Source organism: Corynebacterium sp. MSK195, assembly GCF_030228885.1.
Classification (GTDB): domain Bacteria; phylum Actinomycetota; class Actinomycetes; order Mycobacteriales; family Mycobacteriaceae; genus Corynebacterium.
The window spans coordinates 65,029-83,093 of record NZ_JASPGT010000010.1 but is presented as its reverse complement, the minus strand read 5'-3'; the positions used below and the strand labels follow the sequence as shown (position 1 = coordinate 83,093).

The 18,065-nt window shown below is 60.6% G+C and carries 16 protein-coding genes and 1 pseudogene; 7 read left to right on the top strand and 10 right to left on the bottom strand.

Translation table 11 applies throughout. The features are described 5' to 3' along the window. Positions 1-134: 134 nt before the first annotated feature. The 4 genes and pseudogenes from QP909_RS09865 (at position 135) to QP909_RS09850 (ending at position 2,397) form a co-directional block, all read left to right on the top strand. On the top strand, positions 135-626 hold the full coding sequence (locus tag QP909_RS09865; protein ID WP_350309224.1) for a nitroreductase family protein: 492 nt from the start codon (positions 135-137) through the stop codon (positions 624-626). After that, a pseudogene (locus QP909_RS09860) lies at positions 611-844 on the top strand (nitroreductase family protein); the annotation flags it as partial. The gene QP909_RS09865 and the pseudogene QP909_RS09860, both read left to right, overlap by 16 nt. A gap of 68 nt (positions 845-912) precedes the next feature. Next, entirely contained in the window at positions 913-1,545 is a 633-nt protein-coding gene (locus QP909_RS09855) for a hypothetical protein (RefSeq protein WP_284767107.1), read from the top strand. 18 nt (positions 1,546-1,563) lie between these two features. Then, entirely contained in the window at positions 1,564-2,397 is an 834-nt protein-coding gene (locus tag QP909_RS09850) for an aldo/keto reductase (protein ID WP_284767106.1), read from the top strand. A gap of 90 nt (positions 2,398-2,487) precedes the next feature. Here QP909_RS09850 and QP909_RS09845 read toward each other — a convergent pair whose 3' ends face one another. Beyond that, positions 2,488-2,961 (bottom strand): ribose-5-phosphate isomerase, encoded by a 474-nt coding sequence (locus QP909_RS09845; protein ID WP_284767105.1) that lies wholly within the window; start codon positions 2,959-2,961, stop codon positions 2,488-2,490. A gap of 116 nt (positions 2,962-3,077) precedes the next feature. On the opposite strand from QP909_RS09845, the gene QP909_RS09840 reads away from it, so the two are divergent. Next, complete coding sequence (locus QP909_RS09840; protein ID WP_284767104.1) at positions 3,078-3,482, top strand: MFS transporter; 405 nt, start codon at positions 3,078-3,080, stop codon at positions 3,480-3,482. Here QP909_RS09840 and QP909_RS09835 read toward each other — a convergent pair. After that, positions 3,479-4,102 (bottom strand): mycothiol-dependent nitroreductase Rv2466c family protein, encoded by a 624-nt coding sequence (locus QP909_RS09835; RefSeq protein ID WP_284767103.1) that lies wholly within the window; start codon positions 4,100-4,102, stop codon positions 3,479-3,481. The genes QP909_RS09840 and QP909_RS09835 overlap by 4 nt on opposite strands. A gap of 97 nt (positions 4,103-4,199) precedes the next feature. Between QP909_RS09835 and pepN the strand changes: the two genes are divergently transcribed. Next, positions 4,200-6,716 carry an aminopeptidase N gene (pepN, locus tag QP909_RS09830; protein ID WP_284767102.1) on the top strand — a complete coding sequence of 839 codons (2,517 nt, stop codon included), beginning with the start codon at positions 4,200-4,202 and terminating at the stop codon, positions 6,714-6,716. On the opposite strand, the gene QP909_RS09825 is transcribed toward pepN, so the two are convergent. From QP909_RS09825 to QP909_RS09795, 7 genes are all read right to left on the bottom strand, one after another. Further along, complete coding sequence (locus QP909_RS09825) at positions 6,709-7,491, bottom strand: GntR family transcriptional regulator (RefSeq protein ID WP_284767101.1); 783 nt, start codon at positions 7,489-7,491, stop codon at positions 6,709-6,711. The genes pepN and QP909_RS09825 overlap by 8 nt on opposite strands. Before the next feature lie 75 nt (positions 7,492-7,566). Further along, complete coding sequence (locus QP909_RS09820; protein WP_284767100.1) at positions 7,567-8,283, bottom strand: SDR family oxidoreductase; 717 nt, start codon at positions 8,281-8,283, stop codon at positions 7,567-7,569. Between the two features lie 65 nt (positions 8,284-8,348). Further along, positions 8,349-9,563 carry an alkylhydroperoxidase domain protein gene (locus QP909_RS09815; RefSeq protein WP_284767099.1) on the bottom strand — a complete coding sequence of 405 codons (1,215 nt, stop codon included), beginning with the start codon at positions 9,561-9,563 and terminating at the stop codon, positions 8,349-8,351. 29 nt (positions 9,564-9,592) lie between these two features. Then, the gene (locus QP909_RS09810; RefSeq protein ID WP_284767098.1) at positions 9,593-11,215 is read right to left on the bottom strand and encodes a dipeptide ABC transporter ATP-binding protein; all 1,623 of its coding nucleotides are present in this window, start codon (positions 11,213-11,215) and stop codon (positions 9,593-9,595) included. Next, the gene (locus QP909_RS09805; RefSeq protein ID WP_005324024.1) at positions 11,215-12,027 is read right to left on the bottom strand and encodes an ABC transporter permease; all 813 of its coding nucleotides are present in this window, start codon (positions 12,025-12,027) and stop codon (positions 11,215-11,217) included. Before QP909_RS09805 ends, QP909_RS09810 begins: the two co-directional genes overlap by 1 nt. Next, positions 12,024-13,037, bottom strand: a complete 1,014-nt coding sequence (locus QP909_RS09800) for an ABC transporter permease (RefSeq protein WP_284767097.1) — start codon at positions 13,035-13,037, stop codon at positions 12,024-12,026. The genes QP909_RS09805 and QP909_RS09800 overlap by 4 nt, the downstream gene beginning before the upstream one ends. A gap of 3 nt (positions 13,038-13,040) precedes the next feature. After that, on the bottom strand, positions 13,041-14,696 hold the full coding sequence (locus tag QP909_RS09795; protein ID WP_284767096.1) for a TIGR04028 family ABC transporter substrate-binding protein: 1,656 nt from the start codon (positions 14,694-14,696) through the stop codon (positions 13,041-13,043). A gap of 202 nt (positions 14,697-14,898) precedes the next feature. Between QP909_RS09795 and QP909_RS09790 the strand changes: the two genes are divergently transcribed. Beyond that, positions 14,899-16,767, top strand: coding sequence for an FAD/NAD(P)-binding protein (locus QP909_RS09790; protein WP_049377242.1), 1,869 nt, complete (start codon positions 14,899-14,901; stop codon positions 16,765-16,767). A gap of 35 nt (positions 16,768-16,802) precedes the next feature. On the opposite strand, the gene QP909_RS09785 is transcribed toward QP909_RS09790, so the two are convergent. Then, positions 16,803-17,960: a cystathionine gamma-synthase gene (locus QP909_RS09785; protein WP_005327269.1), complete on the bottom strand. Its 1,158-nt coding sequence runs from the start codon at positions 17,958-17,960 to the stop codon at positions 16,803-16,805. Between the last annotated feature and the right edge of the window lie 105 nt (positions 17,961-18,065).

Below are 18,065 nucleotides of genomic sequence, written 5' to 3'. Positions count from 1 at the left end.
AAGTGAAATATTCCTAATATCAGCACGCCAGACCGGCTAACCACGTAACCTCACCAACACATCCTGTCGTTTAAGCCCTCCAGTCCCGCCGATCCCCGCTGGACCCACATGGTTTACGGCGGACACATACGCCGATGTGTAGGGTGGCGCGCATGACTTCAACCAATAAGTATTCCGAATTTATCCGCAACCGCCATTCTCCCCGTGCGTTCCTGCCGGAACCCATGCCGGTAGAAGACATCAAGCAGGTCTTGGAGGATGCTCAATCCGCACCGTCCAACTCCAATACCCAGCCGTGGAACGTGCACGTGGTGGGCGGGGAAAAGCTCAAGCAGCTCAGCGCTGCGCTGATTAAGGAATTCGATACCAACGGCCTTAGCCCAGATTTCACCACAGATTATGGTGAGGGCATCCATCCCCAGCGTTCCCAAGAACTGGCCGCCAAGATGTACGGGCTGCTTGGCATTAAGCGCGAGGATAAAGAAGGCCGCATGGAGTTCGTCCGCGAAAACCTGCGCTTCTTTGGCGCACCCCATGCGGTACTGCTTTTTATCCCGCCGATGGGCGACCGCATCCGCGCCGCCTTGACCAGGGAACCTACACCGAAAACTTCCTGCTTTCCCTAGAGGCACATGGTTATCACGGCATCCCGCAGGGCATGATTTCCTTGATTGCGCCAACCGCACGTGAAGTCCTCGGCGTGGATGAGGACTACAAGCTGGTCACCGCTATCACCTTTGGTACGGCCGATGAATCCAGCCCGGTCTTTAACACGGCTCCCGGCCGCGCGCCACTCTCAGAGACCGTGACGGTGCACGGCATCGAGGGACTAGAGCTCGATTAATACCGCGGCGGTGATTTGTGTGGGCAAAGTTGGCCGAAGGGGGCGTCGGCAAGCATAGAATTGAGTCCATGGATATCACTCTTGCGACCTTTGACCATGCGCCTGAGACCGCACTGCGCGGCGTTCGGTTTAAAAACACGTGGGTGCCTTCGGAAACGTATGCGGACTCCCGCCGCGGCACCCTGACCGGCCAGTACCCGCAGCGCCAGGCCACCACGCGCATCAGCGAGGTTTTTGCCGGAGTGGGCTATGAGGTCCGAGAAGACACGCAACCGGCCGGTGAAGACGTCTTTCGCCTCCTAGAACAGCCCAGCCTGGAGGAACTCGACCAGGTTGAAGGCGTCATTGCCGTCTGCTCCCTGCTGGGCGGGAATGCCCCAATGTCGGTGTTGTGGCCGGGCGTGGCGGAAAGCGGGGAGAATAACGAGCTGGTCTCCCCTATTGACTTGGCTCCTACCCTTGCCGCCATTGCCGGGCTGGATGTCCGGCCTAATGCCCGCCTGTCCTTCGATGGGTTGAACTTGGTTCCGGTGCTGCGCCACGGCGCCTCGGGGCACGCCGCGTTGTTCTTTGACAATGGCGTGCGCATGATAGATGCCGCGCTTATCGACGGCACCGCTACCCCACCCCATGAGCGTGCCCGCCTGCAGGATGAGTGGGAGACATGGAATAAATTCATCACGCTCGGCCCGCTGCAATAGAAAGGTAGTCTGGGGCGCATGAGCGTACCTAACATCACCCTTAATGACGGCAATACCATCCCACAGCTGGGCTTCGGCGTATTCCAGATGGATCCGGATAAGACCGAAGAGCTGGTAGCCGAGGCCCTGCGCGTGGGCTATCGCCATATCGATACCGCCGCTATCTATGGCAATGAGGAAGGCGTAGGCCGGGCAATTGCCAAGTCCGGCATCCCGCGCGAGGAACTTTTTGTCACCACCAAGCTGTGGAATGACCGCCAGACCGATGCCGCCGCAGCTCTTGATGAGTCTTTGGACAAGCTCGGCCTAGAGTATGTGGATCTCTACCTCATCCACTGGCCTACCCCGGCGAAGGGAACCTACGTCGAGGCGTGGCAGCAGCTCATTGAGCTGCAGAAGCAGGGCAAGGCAAAGTCCATCGGCGTCTCCAACTTTGAGCTGGAACACTTGGAGGAGCTGGAACTCAAGACCGACGTCAAGCCGGCGGTCAATCAGGTCGAGCTTCACCCTTACCTGCAGCGGTGGCGCGAGCTGGATGCTTTCCGCGCCCACACCGTAGCTATCGAGGCATGGGGGCCTTTGGGCCAGGGTAAGAGCGATATCTTGGACGCACCCGAGGTCACCGACGCCGCTGCGGCGCACGATGTCAGCCCAGCGCAGGTCATCATCCGCTGGCACCTGCAGAATGGCGTCATCCTCTTCCCTAAGTCCGCCACGCCATCGCGCATCGCGGAGAATTTCGACGTCTTCGACTTTGAGCTCACCGAGGACGAGATGGCTGCCATCACCGCCCTGGATGAGGGCGAAGAGGGGCGCGGCGGTCCGCACCCGAATGACATGAATGACGCCTAAGGCCTAGTGCCCGTCTCGGCCGAGCCGGCCGAACCACACAAATATACGCCGCGGCACCAGCTTTGGTCCGCGGCGTTTATTCTTCGTGGCTTAGGCCTCCGGCAGCTCCGGAGCGATGCCGGTGCGCTCGTATTCCGCCAAGGTGTCAATGCGACGCTGGTGGCGCTCCGCGCGGGACCATTCTTGGTCCAGGAAGGCATCGACGATTTCCAGTGCCTGCTCCTCGGTGTGCATACGACCACCGATGCCGATGAGCTGGGCATTGTTGTGTTCGCGGGCAAGGCGGGCGGTCTCTGCGGACCACGCCAGTGCGCAGCGAGCACCCTTGACCTTATTGGCGGCAATCTGCTCGCCGTTGCCGGAGCCGCCAAGCACGATGCCCAGGGAGCCTGGGTCATTGACGGTGCGTTGTGCCGCTTCGATGCAAAATGCCGGGTAGTCATCCTCGGCATCGTAGGTATGGGCGCCGCAGTCAATGACTTCGTGGCCCTGCTTGGTGAGGTGTTCAGCAATCAGGTTCTTGGTTTCGAAACCTGCGTGGTCTGCTCCTAGATATACGCGCATGGCCCATATCCTACCGGCCCGGCGCGCCTTGAGGAGGCTTAGCGCCCACCCTGTTTCGTATTACATTGTCCTGATAAGCTCGCGGGCAACCATTATCACTATAAAGGAGGAAGGCCATGCCTATAACCAAACCTGTCCTCGCTCTCTACGGCGGGAGCCTTCTCGCCTGCATCATCCTGCTTGGTGTTCAGGTTTCCGGCGCCGGAGGCTTCCTCCTCCCGCTTATCGCGAGCATTCTTGCCACTTTGGCTCACCTAGGCCTGGGTGTGTGGTGGATTGCACAAAAGGTGCGCGGGAACCCGCGGGCCAACGGGGGCGCGATTGCGGCCGGCATTATCGCGCTTCTCGCTGGAGCCTCGTGGGCCTCCTGGGCGCTTGTCGCGTGGGACAACTTTCAGGCCGGCACGGAACTTCCCTCTATCAATATCGCAGGTCTGCCGGCATTCATCTTGACCCCGCTGACCATCGCACTGTGCGTCGGCGCCGCGATTCAGCTGCGCCGACGTGAAAAGACCGCTTAGTCCTCCTCCACCTGCGGCATCTCGGTGCGGGAGCGCTTGAGCTCGAAGAAGTAGGGGTACTGGGCAAGGCGCAGGGAGGCGTCGAAAAGCTCGCCTGCTTCTTCACCGGTAGGGATGCGGGTAATGACTGGGCCGAAGAAGGCGGTATCACCCAGCTTGATAACCGGGGTGCCTACCTCATCACCCACAGAAGAAATGCCGTTGTGGTGGTACTCGCGCAGCTTTTCGTCACATTCCTCGGTATTGGCTACCTCGGCGAACTCTGCTGGGAGGTCCACCTCCGCTAGGGCCTGAGCGATGATGTCATCATAAGCGCCAAAGCCGGTGCGCCCGCCATTACCCTTGGCGTGAACCAGGGTGCCCATCGCAGTGTAGAGCTCGTCTACCTTCTCAGGGCGTTCGGCCTTGACCTTGGCAAAGACGCGGGCTGGGCCCCAGTTAGCCTTCATCATGTCCATGTAGGTGGAGTCTAGATCGCGGCCGTCGTTAAGCACGGACAAGGACATAGGCTCGAACTCCACCTCAATGTCGCGCACCTTTTCCACTTCCTTAATCCAGCGCGAGGTGGCCCAAGCGAAGGGGCAGGATACGTCGAACCAGAACTTTACTGCGTCAGCCATAAATACTCCTCTGATTGAGAAAGTTTGCCCCACCAGCCTAGGTGCACGACTACTGTGGATGCAGAACTATTTTCGACTTAGAAGGAGAATATAGGCCATGACCTCTATAAACCTGACTCGCGAGGAAGCTGCCCAGCGCTCCCGAATGATCGAGGTGGACCACTACGATGTCACTTTAGACCTCAAGTATTCAGACACCCACTTCCTGTCCACCACGAAGGTGAGCTTTGCCTCGCGGGAAATCGGCTCCACCTTTATCGATCTACGCGCCGAGGAAATCCAGGAGGTACGTCTCAACGGCAATCCCCTGCCCACTGAGTCCTATAACCCCACCTATGGCATTCCATTGTCTGGCCTCCAAGTAGCCGATTACACACTGGAAGTCACCGCCACGATCCCGTACTCCCGCACCGGTGAGGGCCTGCACCGCTTTGTAGACCCTGCCGATGACAAGGTCTACCTTTATACCCAGTTCGAAACCGCCGATGCCAAGCGCGTCTTCGCCTGCTTTGACCAGCCGGATATGAAAGCCACCTACGCGCTGCACTTCAAGGCGCCCGAAGAGTGGACCATCATTAGCAATGGCCCGGTGAGCTGGGAAGGCGATGTAGCCAGCACGGCTATTGACTATCCGTTGTCCACCTACCTGGTAGCCCTGTGCGCCGGCCCGTACCACGAGGTCACCGATACCTGGCGCGGCGAGCTGACCGCACACCCAGAGGGCAAGCCCGCCCAAAAACTCGAAGTGCCACTCGGCATCTACTGCCGCGCTTCGCTGGCCCACGCGCTAGATGCCGAGCGCCTATTTACCGAGACCAAGCAGGGCTTTGATTTCTACCACCGCAACTTCGGTTTCCCCTACCCCTTTGGCAAGTATGACCAGATCTTCGTGCCAGAGTTCAACGCCGGCGCGATGGAAAATGCCGGCTGCGTCACCATCCGCGATGAGTACGTCTTTACCTCCCAGGCCACGCACTACAAGTACGAGCGCCGCGCCGATACCGTCCTGCACGAGTTAGCCCATATGTGGTTCGGTGACTTGGTCACCATGCAGTGGTGGGATGACTTGTGGCTCAATGAGTCCTTCGCCACCTGGTCCGCCGCTATCTCCCAGGCGGAGGAAACCGAATACGATACCGCGTGGGTGACCTTTGCCAATGTGGAAAAATCCTGGGCCTATCAGCAGGATCAGCTGCCGACCACCCACCCGATTTCCACCGATGCCAGCGATATCGAAACGGTGGAGCAAAACTTCGATGGCATCACCTATGCCAAGGGCGCTTCAGTGCTGAAGCAGCTGCAGGCTTATGTCGGCCGCGACAACTTCCTCGCCGGTGTGCGCCGCCACTTCGCCGCCCATGCGTGGGGCAATGCCACCTTTGATGATCTGTTGCGCCACCTGGAAGAGGCCTCCGGCCGCGACCTTTCCTTCTGGGCGCAACAGTGGCTCAAGACCTCCGGCATCAATACGCTCAGCGTGGCGCTCAATGCGGATGAGTCCGGCACGATTACGCATGCTTACCTCACCCAGGGCGGCGATACCCTGCGCACCCACCGCGTGGCGGTAGGCCTGTATAACCTGCAGGATGGCAAGGTGGTGCGCACCGATCGCATCGAGATGGATATCGATGGCGCTTCCACCGAGATTCCAGAGCTCATCGGCCGCCAGTTGGGAGACATTGACTTCCTCCTACCCAACGACGATGACCTGACCTATTGCCTCATCGAGCTGGACGCGGGTTCCCTGCAATTCCTGCTGGACAATATTGATAAGTTCGCCGATCCCATGGCGCGTACCCTGTGCTGGTCTACCGCGTGGGAGATGACCCGCGCCGGTACTATGCGCGCCCGCGATTTCATCCAGCTGGTTGCCCGCGGCATGCAGGCGGAGACGGAGCTCGCCGTCCTCGAACGCATTGTCTTGCAGGCGTCTAGCGCGCTGAAGAACTATGCCGATCCGCACTGGGCCGCCCAGAGCACCCTGCTTGCCGACGCCCTCCTTGACGGTACCCACAGCTCCGATGCCCAGCGCTCCATCATCTGCACTCAAGCATTGGCGAAGATTCGCCTGCACGATAGCGCGCGCGACTATCTGCGCGGCGTACTCGAGTCCTCTGAGGACGCGGGGCTGCGCTGGTCCGCACTGGCGGCACTTGCCGCCGATGGCGCGGTAGAGGACGTCCCGGCCGCCGCGGATGCGCAACTCGAGCGCGATAACTCCGCCACCGGCTACTACTCTTCCCTGCGTGCCCGCGCAGCCGTGGCAACCGCCGAGAACAAGCGCGCGGTATGGGAAGAAATCGTGGCGGGAAATCTCACCAACCGCGAGCTCACCTCCAAGCTGGAAGGCCTGCTCTACCCGCATAGCGATGAATTCCTGCCCACCGCGGAGTTCTTCGACATCGCAGAAAAGGTATGGTCTTCCCAGTCCTCCGAGGTGGCACTGACCACCGTGACGGGTCTCTTCCCTTCCTGGGATATCACGCACAAGGGCCTGGACCGCGCCGATGCCTTCTTGAAAAAGGAGCTGCCGGGTGGCCTGCGCCGTACCGTCACCGAGCAGCGTGACCGCGTGGCCCGCGCGCTGCGCAACCGCCAGGTCGACGCTAGCTAAGCCGGCTTCCCGCGCCGTTGCCCTGGCCCGGTAGGGGTTGCGGCGCGGGATCCTCGCCCAGGACCACCTCGACGTTGGCGATATCAGAGCGCAGCGACTCTTCAATATAGGCAAAGACCGCGCCCGATTTAGTCTTTAGCAGCCGCACGAACCGAAGCAGCGGGTGTGATCGGCTCACGTGCAATAGTTTCTGCTCTTCGGTGCGAGCGGTAGCGGCGCGCATGCTCTCGCGCTTAAAGACGGGCTTGAGGTTGTAGCCAGCCAGGATTTCCATAATGGGCTCGCGCAGATCGTGTTGATTGAGATCGGGAGCCATATCTACCGGGATGGTGTAGCGCGAAAGGATGACGGGCTTGCCATCGACGGTATAGAGGCGCTTGATATCCCACGCAAAGGTGGAATCGCTAACACCCAGTACCGCTGCCACATGCTTGGGCACGTGGGCTTTATTGACGGAGACCACGCGTACGGCGGTGTCGTGCCCGCGCTCGCGCAGCTGGGTGACGATATTGTCCTTGTTGGTCAGGCTCAGTGTAGGGGGAACCGTGCGCACGTAGGTGCCGCCGCTGCGCCCGCGGCGGCGGTCAATGAGGCCTTCTACCTCCAATATGTCTAAAGCATGGCGCACGGTCATGCGTGCAACATGAAATTCCCGGACCAATTCGCGTTCGGTAGGAAAACGCTGACCGGGTTCTAATTCATTGCGTTCGATCTTGTCGCGTAGGGCATCCGAGATACGGAGATAGGCGGGCCGCTTTCGGCTTTGGGAATTCACAGCCCCCGAGTGTAATGGACACCCCTGGAAACCAAACCCATTAATGTGTGATGTCCATTACCACTACTTGCGTTCCTACTTGCGCAGATGTAACTCGATTCGCGGCCTGACCTGGATTTCCGTCAGCTGGGTGGTGGGGCCTGCCTCTACCACGGTACGAATGGCACGAGCCACCTCAGCCGGGGCAATAACCTGGGAGGGATCATAATCCTGCAGCCCCTTAAGCATCGGGGTATCGGTAGGCCCTGGAGCCACGGTGGATACGCGGATTCCCGGCTCAGAGATGCGCAGTCCATCGGCGAGTGCATACAACGCGTGCTTGGTCGCCGCGTAAATGACGTTATCGCCGTAGCTGTGGCGTCCAGCGCCAGAGTTAATAAAAACCACGCTGCCTTCCGCTTTGCGCAGCTGCGGCAGCAAGGCGCGGGTCAGTTCTGCAGGGGCATGCACGTTGAGGTCCATGTGCGCGCGCCAATTTTCCGGCGTGGCTTCCTCCACGGAGTACTTGGTAGCTCGTGCAGCAGCGTGGACGAGCACGTCCACGCGGTCCAGCTCCGGCAGTTTCATGCCTTCATCGAGGCCGGCGACGAGGTCGATGGCTACCGGCGTAATGGAGTCCGATTCGGGCAGTTCCGCCGCGCTACGGCCCAGTGCATACACGTGGTAATCACCGGCCAGGTCAGCGATGATTTCGCGGCCCATGCCGCCGGTAGCGCCGGTGACAACGGCGACCTTCTGCGGGGTTTCGCTCTCCGCGTGTGCTGGTGCGGTGGCATTCTTTGTATCAGTCATGCCGCCCCATCATAGGGATCCTTTGCTTTAAGCGCCGCACCGGACCAGTCACCGGCGGTAGCCGATTAACGGAAGCGCTTAGGCACGTCCGGCTGGCCCAAGGTGAGCATCAAGCGATTAGCCCAGTTGAAGAAGGAGGAAGCGTAGATGAGATCCAAGATGGACTGATCATCGAATCCGGCCGCACGCAGGTCCGCGCATAGTGCCGCATCGAAGGCGAAGGGGGTTTCCGTCAGCGCCACGGCGGCGCGACGGATAAGGTCCCATTCCTTTGAGCCAAGGTCAGCATCGATGCCCTCGTCCAAGAGGCGGTCTACGATTTCACGGTCGCCGCCCTCCTGGACGCACCGCGCCTGGTGCACGGAGGCACAGTACTCGCAGCCGTTGTAGCGCGAAGCCACAGTAGCGGCGAGCTCGCGGTCTGCACGGGAGAGCCCACCTTCGGTGTTATAGAAAATGTCCAGGTCAGTCAGCGTGCGCGCCTTCAAGGCCGCAGGGTCGCGGGCAAGCAAGCGGAAGTACTCGGAATCGATACGCTCTGGCTTAATGAGGGCATCGGTATGCACCGCGGTGAAATCCTCCTTCGCCAGCGCCTCCACCCAGGGCTTCCAGCCCAGGGAGTGGTTGACAAAGTGGTCCGGCAGCACAGTATTGGGCTGCAACGTGTTCGCGGTTACCTCCCAACCCGGATCGGCCACGCCAGCGGCGCGCTCGGCTGCGGAGTGGGATGCGGGATCCTCGCCAGAAAGTACGCGCAGGCCGTGGACCACACGCAGCTGGAAGGCCAAAAATGCCACCAGCTGGGACAGGCTGACGATATCCGTAGCGGACCATCCTGCGGCATCGAGGTGTCCTATCGCCTGCGGGGAGGCATCCTTGGGGTGGAAAGCCAGAAGGTGCGCCCAGTCGAAGGCCGCAGCTAGGCGCGTGCCCAGCGCGGCTTCCGCGGCGGTATCGCCGAAGATAAGGAAATCACCCTGGTGATACGGGCCTGTGGACACGCCGCGCTGGCTCGCGGCACGCACGGCGGCAACAAGGTCTTCGTCGGCCTCATCTTCCAGCAAGTCGAAGTAGAAATCCGCAGCCTCGCTTGCCCGGTAGATTGCAGCGGTAAAAGCCGCTACGGCATAGCGCTCCGTATAGGAAAACTCGCCTGGTTCTGCAGGCTCGAGCAAAGCGCTAAAGCTTAGCTGCGCATTGTCCTGCGCATCATGGCGCGCACGGCGCAGCTGTTGCACCTCGGCGCTGGCGTGGGAGAGCTCATTAATAATGTCGGTCATATTCTCAGTCCAACCTTTCTGGGGCGCGTTTATAGCCCCAAGTTTAGGTCTCCGGCACGATAGCGGGAGCCTGGGATGGCGTCAATTAGCTGGCGCGTGTACTCGGTTTCCGGATGCGCAAAGACCTGCGCGGTAGGTCCGGATTCCACTTGCGTGCCGTGGGAGAGCACGGAAACGGTATCGGAAATTTGGTTGACTACCGCCAGATCGTGGGAGATGAAGATATAGGTAAGCTCCAGCTCGCGCTGTAGCTCGTCGAGCAGGCGCAGGATCTGCGCCTGTACGGTGACGTCGAGCGCAGACACGGCCTCATCGAGCACCACGAGATCGGGCTCAATGATCATGGCGCGGGCGATGGCCACGCGCTGGCGTTGACCACCGGAGAGTTCGCGGGGGCGCCGGGAAGCCATGGAAGAATCCAAGGCCACCAAATCAAGAAATTCGCGTGCTTTGGCACGCGCATCACGCTTGGAAGCGCCGGTGAAATTGCGCACCGGTTCGGCGATGGTATCGCCGATGCTCAAGCGAGGATCCAGCGAGCCAAAAGGATTTTGGTAGACCATCTGGATCGAACGGCGCAGCTCGCGACGGCGCTTGCCACGGGCGGAGCTAATCTCTTCCCCTCCCAAGCGAATACTGCCGGAGGTGGGCGTGCTCAACAAGGAAATGGCGCGGCCGGTGGTTGTCTTACCGGAGCCAGACTCCCCCACCAATGCATGGGTGGTGCCGCGGGCCACGGAAAAGTTGATGTCTTCCACCGCGGTGAAATCCCCGAAGCGTTGGCTCAGCCCTTCCACCTCGAGCAAGGTTTCGTGTTGCGCGGGCGCGGCGGCCCGCACAGGAGCTGCGGCCTGGGAGGAAGTGGGGGCGGTGAGCGAGGGGGCGTCGGCAAGCAGGCGCTTGGAGTAGGCATGCTGGGGATCGGTGAGCACGCGGGCAGCAACGCCCGACTCGCGGACGGTGCCCTTTTCCATCACCACGATGTTATTGGCACGGTCGCCCGCCACGGCCAGATCATGGGTAATGAAAAGTATGCCCATGGTGAGCTCTTCGCGCATCTCATCCAGGAGGTCCAGGATGATCTTCTGCACGGTGACATCGAGCGCGGAGGTAGGCTCATCGGCGATGATGAGCTCCGGCTCCAATGCCACGGCCGCGGCGATAAGCACGCGCTGCTTCATGCCGCCGGAAAGCTCATGCGGGTACTGGTGATAGCGGCGCTGCGCATCATCAATGCCCACGCGCTCCAAAAGCTCCAGTGCACGCTTCTTCCGGGAGGCCTTATCGCCCTGCCCGTGGATGGCCATGCCCTCCTCCACCGAGGCACCGATAGTCTTGAGCGGGTTAAGCGAATTATTGGGATCCTGCGGAATCAAACCAATACGGCGACCGCGCAGCTCCCGCCACTGCTTTTGGGAATACTGGGTAACGTCACGGCCGTCGACAGTAATGGTGCCAGAAACGATCGACGCATTGTCTGGCAGCAGGCCAATGGCAGCCATGGCGGAGGTGGACTTGCCGGAACCGGACTCGCCAACGATGGCGGTCATCTCGCCAGGTTTTACCTCGAGCTCAATGCCGCTTACCGCTTCTACCTCACCGTGTGCGGTGCGGTAAGTAATGGATAGATCACTAATGCTAAGCAGGGACATTAGGCCGCCTTTCGCAGTGTCTGGCTGAGGTGGTTGGCCGCGAGGACCACGGCGACGATGACAATGCCCGGGGCGATGGTCAACCAGCCGGCCGTGGCGATGTAATCGCGCGATTCAGAGATGAGCAAGCCCCATTCCGGGGTTGGGGGCGGTGCGCCATAGCCCAGGAAGCCTAGGGTGGCTAGCTGCAAAATGGCCAGGCCAAATTGCAGGGCTGCTACAGCGAAGACCGCAGTGAGTGAATTGGGAAGAATATGGCGCACGAGCACCTGGAAGGAAGAACCGCCGGAGCCATAGGCGGCCTCGACGAAATCGGAGCCGGCGACGCTGAGCACCTGGGAACGTGCAAGGCGCGCAAAGGTGGCAACGGAGGTGATACCTACGGCGATGGCGGCATTGAAAATGCCGTGTCCGAGCACGATGATGACGGACAGGGAGAGCAAGAGTCCGGGGATGGACAGCAGCACGTCCACGATGCGCATGATGACGGCATCGACCCAGCCGCGGCGCACGCCGGCGATGATGCCCAAGATGGTGCCGACGATGAGGCCGAAAAGGACGGCCAGCAGCGCGCCGAGTAGAGATTGGCGCGCACCATAGACCACGCGGGTGTAGAGATCACGGCCGACGGCATCGGTGCCGAACCAGTGTTGGAAGCTGGGTTGCAGCAGTGCCGTGGTGTCACCGCCCTGGTTAGGGTCCTGGGAGGTAAATAGTTGGGGGAACAGGGCGCAGAGCACCGCAAGGCCCAGCACAATCAGCGAGATGATGGTGCCCGGGGTGAGCTTCAGCTGTGTGGATTTAAGCTTCATGCTTGGACCTTCTTCTCGTTCGTTGCGGTGGTATCGGCGGTGGTGGCAGCGGTGGCGGAGCTAGGTGCAGCCTCGTGCTCGCGCTCGCGCAGGCGCACGTCAAGCACTGGGTAGAGCAGGTCCACAATCAGATTGATAAGGACAAAGACGGCGGCGGCAAGCACCACGATGGCCAGCAGCACCGAGGTATCACGGTTAGCCACCGCGTCCACGGTCAGCGCGCCAATGCCGTGGCGGGCGAAGACCGCTTCCGTCACCACGGAGCCGCCGACGAGCTCACCAAAGGTAAGGCCGGCCATGGTCAGCGCCGGCAGCAGCGCATTGCGCAGGACGTTGCGCCACAACAACCAGGCACCGCTAGCACCCTTGGCGCGGACTACCTGCACGAAGGACATATCCATGACCTCATCGATGGAGCGCAACAGCACCTGCGCCAGCGGCGCGGCCACAAAGATACCCAGGGTAATTACCGGCAGGATGAGGTTTTGGGCGTCGCTCGCGCCGATGACCGGCACCCAGCCCAAGCCAAAGGAGAATATCTGGATCAAAATGATGCCGATCCAAAAGGTGGGCAGGGAAGCCATCACGGAAGGCAAGCTGCGAAAGAAACTGCGCAGCCAAGAAAATGGGCCGAAGGTGGAGACAATAGCCACCACGAAAGCCAGGACCACGCCTACGAGGAAGGCGAAGACCGCCAGCGCCAGCGTGGAGGGAAGGGCATCTGCCAGCATTTCCGATACGGCGGTACCGGTGGCGACGGAAAAGCCGAAATCACCGGTGAGGAATCCGCCGAGCGCGCTGAAATAGCGGCTCACGATCGGTTCATCGGCACCATAAACCTCGCGGATGGCGGCCAGCTGCTCGGCGTTGAGCCCCAAGTTAGGGTTGTCATAGCGGGTCGCGACGGCGTCACCAGGCAGTGCTGCTAGGAGGATGAAAGAAAGGGTGAAGGTTGCCCAGATGACGAGCACGGCTTGGCCGATGCGCAGGGCAATAGTTTTCAGGCTCATGGTTTAGTCCTCCCCTTCTGTGGGGTTGATGTCTACCGCATAGAACGATGGGCGGCCGATGGCTTCGGTGCTAAAGCCCTCGATATAGGGCTGGAAACCATAGACCTGCGGCTCTTCAAACATGGGCAGGATATAGGCCTGTTCGGACAGATAGTCCTGTATGCGGCCGGTCATGGCTAGGCGATCCTTTTCACTGCTGAGGTTGAAGTAGTCCTCCACCAGTTTCTGCAGTTTCTCATCGCCAAAGCTGTCGGTCTTCTCGTCATAGTTGAGGAAAGAATTGCGCCCGGTGCCATCCAGCCACGTGGCCAAGGTGTCCACATTGGCACGGCCGGTCATGGTGTGGCGTACCTGCACGGTGTCTTGGTCCTTCATGGCCTTTTGCTGCGCAGAGCGGTCGCCTGGGTTGAGTTTGGCCTCGATGCCGACGTTCTTGAGCATCTCCTGGGCCTTGGTGAACATCTCTTTAGAGCGCGGCTGTGGGACGGCTTCATTGAAGGTCACGGACAGGCGCTTGCCGTCCTTTTCGCGAATGCCCTCTTCACCTGGGCGCCAGCCAGCTTCATCGAGCAGGCGCTTGGATTCTTCTGGATCGAAGGCATAGTTCGCGGACTGATCCTTATAGCCAATAGCCGTCTTGGCCAGAATCGATGTGCCCTTGGGGTAGGAATCAGAAAAGAGTGTGTCCAGGATGTTATCGCGGTCAATGGCGTGGATGATGGCCTGGCGCACGCGCTTATCTTCCAAGAGTGGATGGCGGAAGTGGAAGTGGAAGCTATTATTCACGCCACGGGTGGGGGCGGCGAAAATCTGCAGGTTTTGGTCCTTCAGGTGCTTCTCATCAGGGGCTTCGATCTGGCGCGCGACATCGGACTGGCCGGCTACAAGCGAGCCCACGCGCACGGAGTCTTCGGCCGCAAGCACGATTTTGATGCCCTCAATATCGGCCGGGCCTTGGTGGTCCTTGCGGGCCGGGGGCGCCCAGTCATAATCCTCGCGCTTCTTGAGCACCAGCTTGGTGCCCAGCTCTTCTTCCTCAATGACGAAGGGACCAGAACCAGAAATCGCGGTGGCATTGCCCGGCGCGAAGCCGGTGTCATCCAAATCCAGGGTGGCATTAGAAAGCAGGCCCTGGTTCATCACGGAGGTGGACTGCGGGAAGCCTGGGGAAGGCTCGCTGAAGTAGAACTTCACCGTGTAGTCATCGATAACCTCGGACTTTTCATAGTTGGGCAGCTGCTCCGATGGAGTGAACATGCGGTCCTCATCGCCTAGGGCATAAAGGTCATAGTTTTTCTTCACGTTCGCGGCATCCAGGCGGGAGCCATCAGAGTAGGTCACGCCCTTGCGAATCTTGAAGGTGAATTCGGTGTTGTCCTTGTTTGCCTTGGGCATCTCCTCCGCAATCCACGGGTGCAACTCGAGGGTATCCGGGTCCTGCCAGAGCAGGCGGTCCGTGATGTTATTGAGCACACCACCGTTGGGGTAATAGCCGCCGGAGGGTGGATAGAGGTTGTTGAACATATTGGGCTCGACATAGGTGACCATGCCATCTTCCGCGGCGTGGGAAGTAGAGGCGCACGAGGTAAGCGAGAGAGCTAGCGCGCCGCTGGCCAGGACCGCGGCCACGGGCCGCAGGAGCCGAGAAAATTGCTTCATAAAAGCTCGAGTTCCTTTAAGTCTTAAGTAGTACTCGCCCATTAGACCACACTCATACCCCCAATTACAAGACTGGACGGTCTACCGAATTACCTGCCAAAACGGCTTATTAAAAAGGTCAAGGTAGACTGAACGGTCTATTTTGTTCTTACTGCCAGGTCCAATGATACTGAAAGGGCCTGAATGTGGCACGATAGGAGGTATGTCTACTCCAGCAATCGCGATCGTCGGCATGGGCCCGCGCGGCATTTCCATCTTGGAACGCCTCTCCGCCCGCATGGACGATTCCAGCGCCCCCATTACCGTCCACCTCATCGATGACGCCCAACATGGCGCCGGCCGCATCTGGGAAACGGACCAAACCAAAACCCTGTGTATGAACACCCGCGCCGGCGCGGTCACCCTCTTTACCGAGCCCGGCTCCACCGTGGATGCCCCTGTGCTCGAGGGCCCCATTCAGTACGAGTGGATCCAGCTGCTGCGCGGCGATGGCGAGAATATCTCCGCCGCCAAGCGCGAGCTTTTTGAGCAGCACCCACCGGCCGCACATATTGCCCAGGACTACCGCGAGGAACTCGCGGCTACCCGCCCCGAATCCAACCCTTCGCGCGCACTGTATGGCGAGTACCTGCGCTGGGTCTATGACGTGGTCATTGCACGTCTGCCCAAGAGTATTTCCACCGTGAATCACTTCAGCCGGTTGGAGACCATCAAAGAGGGCGGTCACCAAGACGTCCTCCACCTAGCCGATGGCTCCGAGGTGCGCGCCGATGCCACGGTACTGGCCTATGGCTGGATGACTCCGGAATACAACGAGCAAGAAAAGCAGTTGGCCGCTTCCGGTTTGAACTGGATCGCCCCTAATAACCCGGTAGAGCAAGACTACGCCGCCATTCCGGGCGGCGAGGACGTGCTGGTACGCGGTCTGGGCATGGGCTTTTATGACATTATGGCGCTGACCACAATCGAGCGCGGCGGCAAATTCGTGGAGGATCCTTCCGCGCGCTCCGGCCTGCGCTATGAGCCTTGCGGGCAGGAGCCTAACTTCATTATTTCCTCCGGCCGCGGCTACCCCTACCACCCCAAGTCCGAGTACGGTGAGCTGCCGCCTACCATGCCGCGCCGCCGCCTGAAGGAGGTCATTGCGAAGCTCAGTGGCGCCCAGGACATCGACTTTGACGCCCAGGTTTGGCCCGCCATCGCGCGCGATAGCTACGAGGCTTATATCACCACCTTGGAGCGCGTGCGCCCGGATTCCCTCCTGCGCCCGCGCGCAGAGATTCTCGAGGCCATCGATGCCACCGCCCCCGATGAGCTGGGCGCGACCATTGCGCCCTTGGTCACCGAGCCATGGGACATGAACGATCTCATGTACCAGATTGCCGGGTTTACCGGGGACATCGCTGAGCTCACCGAGCACATTGCCCAGTCCATGGAAGGCGATATTCGGGAAGCCGCCGCCGGCTATGACTCCCCCATCAAGGCCGCGCTGTGGTCGCTGTCGCAATCGCGCAAGCCGGCCTCCATCCTTGGCGCAGAGGGTCGCTACACCCGCGAGTCCCGCACCGGCCGCTACGGCCAGGTCATGTCCTTTGGCCAGATGATCGGCTCCGGCCCACCACTCTTCCGCGTGCGCCAGTTGCTCGCGCTCGTCGACGCCGGCCTGGCCCACTTCTTAGGCGATCACCCCACCGTGTCCATCGCGGCCGATCACTTCACCCTGACCTCCGGCCCTCGCTCCGCTTCTGCGCCCACGCTTGTCGACGCCTTTATGCACCGCCCCGATATCCGCACCGCCGGCGATGCCATGACGCGCTGCTTGGTGGATTCCGGCCGCGTGCGCCCCTTCCCCGATCACGGCCAACCCACCGGCTCCCCAGAGACCGATGGGGCTACCCGCCGCACCGTTCACCCGGACGGTGAGTTGGATGCACGCCTGCACATCGTGGGCATCCCCACCTATTCCCAGTGGCCGGATACCACCATTTCCCCCATGCCGGGCACGGACCCGCTCATGCTGCAGGAAACCGACAAGGCCGCCGGTTCCCTCCTTGCCGTGGTGCGCTCCTAGCCACCGCACCTGCGCTATGGGCCCAGTGCCGCGGCCTATAGCGCGTCGAGGGCCTGCTCCAAGTCCGCGAGCAGGTCATCGATGTCCTCGATACCGATGGAGATGCGCACCAGATCCTCCGGCGGCACCAGCTCGGACCCTTCCGCGGATACGTGCGTCATATTCTTCGGATGCTCGATAAGCGATTCCACTCCGCCCAGCGATTCTGCCAGGCAGATAAGCCGCGTATTGAGGCAGATCTGCTTGGCATGCTCCGCACTGTGGAAGCGCACGGACATCATGCCGCCGAAGCCACGCATCTGCTGTGCTGCCAGCTCATGCCCCGGGTGCTCCTTGAGCCCTGGGTAGAGCACCTGCTTTACCTCGGGTCGCGCCTGCAAGAATTCCGCTACTCGCTGCGCATTCGCGCAATGGCGGTCCATACGCACCGACAGCGTCTTGATGCCACGGGCGGTTAAGTAGGCGTCGAAAGGCGAGCTCACCGCGCCCACATTGCCCTGGAAGTAGAGCAGGCGCTCGTCCACGTGGGCGTCATTAGTAACTACCGCGCCACCCAGCACGTCGGAATGCCCGCCCAGGTACTTGGTGGTCGAATGCAGCACGTGGTCCGCTCCGAGTTCCAGTGGGTTCTGCAGGTAGGGCGTGGCAAAAGTATTGTCCACCAACACCTGCGCGTTGCCCTTAATCTTGGCCACCGCGGCAATATCGGTAATATTTAGCGCCGGATTAGTGGGCGTTTCCAGCCAGATAAGCTTGGTATTCTCCTGGACCGCGGCCGCAACCGCAGCGGTATCGCTGGTGTTCACGATGGACATCTCCACGCCCCACTCAGTGAAATCATTGAGCAAACGGTAGGAACCGCCGTAGGCATCATTGCCTAAAATGACGTGGTCCCCTGGGCGCACCAGGATGCGGATCAAGGTATCGGCGGCGGCCATGCCGGAAGAAAACACGCGTGCATACTCCGCGCCTTCCAGTGCCGCTAGGGTGCGCTCGAGCGAGCGCACGGTCGGATTGGCCACGCGGCCGTATTCGAATCCGCCGCGCAGCTGCGCCAAGCCGTCTTGTGCAAACGTGGTTGAGGCATAAATGGGCACGTTGATAGAGCCCATGTGCGGATCCGGGTGATAGCCGCCATGGATGGAACGGGACGTAAAGCCTTGAGCGAGGTTCTGCGTGCTGCGTTCAGTCATAGCACCACAGTCTAGACCAAGCTGTTCATTTCTAGCGGGGAGATAGGTATTTATTTTCACACTCTCGCACACCCACGACACATCCCCCTTTCAGCCTCTGCCCTT

Excerpts from the sequence above, each read along its gene's own strand:
- QP909_RS09865 (WP_350309224.1), top strand. The coding sequence starts at position 135 with ATGTGTAGGGTGGCGCGCATGACTTCAACCAATAAGTATTCCGAATTT.
- QP909_RS09855 (WP_284767107.1), top strand. The coding sequence starts at position 913 with ATGGATATCACTCTTGCGACCTTTGACCATGCGCCTGAGACCGCACTG.
- QP909_RS09850 (WP_284767106.1), top strand. The coding sequence starts at position 1,564 with ATGAGCGTACCTAACATCACCCTTAATGACGGCAATACCATCCCACAG.
- QP909_RS09845 (WP_284767105.1), bottom strand. The coding sequence starts at position 2,961 with ATGCGCGTATATCTAGGAGCAGACCACGCAGGTTTCGAAACCAAGAAC.
- QP909_RS09840 (WP_284767104.1), top strand. The coding sequence starts at position 3,078 with ATGCCTATAACCAAACCTGTCCTCGCTCTCTACGGCGGGAGCCTTCTC.
- QP909_RS09835 (WP_284767103.1), bottom strand. The coding sequence starts at position 4,102 with ATGGCTGACGCAGTAAAGTTCTGGTTCGACGTATCCTGCCCCTTCGCT.
- pepN (WP_284767102.1), top strand. The coding sequence starts at position 4,200 with ATGACCTCTATAAACCTGACTCGCGAGGAAGCTGCCCAGCGCTCCCGA.
- QP909_RS09820 (WP_284767100.1), bottom strand. The coding sequence starts at position 8,283 with ATGACTGATACAAAGAATGCCACCGCACCAGCACACGCGGAGAGCGAA.
- QP909_RS09815 (WP_284767099.1), bottom strand. The coding sequence starts at position 9,563 with ATGACCGACATTATTAATGAGCTCTCCCACGCCAGCGCCGAGGTGCAA.
- QP909_RS09810 (WP_284767098.1), bottom strand. The coding sequence starts at position 11,215 with ATGTCCCTGCTTAGCATTAGTGATCTATCCATTACTTACCGCACCGCA.
- QP909_RS09805 (WP_005324024.1), bottom strand. The coding sequence starts at position 12,027 with ATGAAGCTTAAATCCACACAGCTGAAGCTCACCCCGGGCACCATCATC.
- QP909_RS09800 (WP_284767097.1), bottom strand. The coding sequence starts at position 13,037 with ATGAGCCTGAAAACTATTGCCCTGCGCATCGGCCAAGCCGTGCTCGTC.
- QP909_RS09795 (WP_284767096.1), bottom strand. The coding sequence starts at position 14,696 with ATGAAGCAATTTTCTCGGCTCCTGCGGCCCGTGGCCGCGGTCCTGGCC.
- QP909_RS09790 (WP_049377242.1), top strand. The coding sequence starts at position 14,899 with ATGTCTACTCCAGCAATCGCGATCGTCGGCATGGGCCCGCGCGGCATT.
- QP909_RS09785 (WP_005327269.1), bottom strand. The coding sequence starts at position 17,960 with ATGACTGAACGCAGCACGCAGAACCTCGCTCAAGGCTTTACGTCCCGT.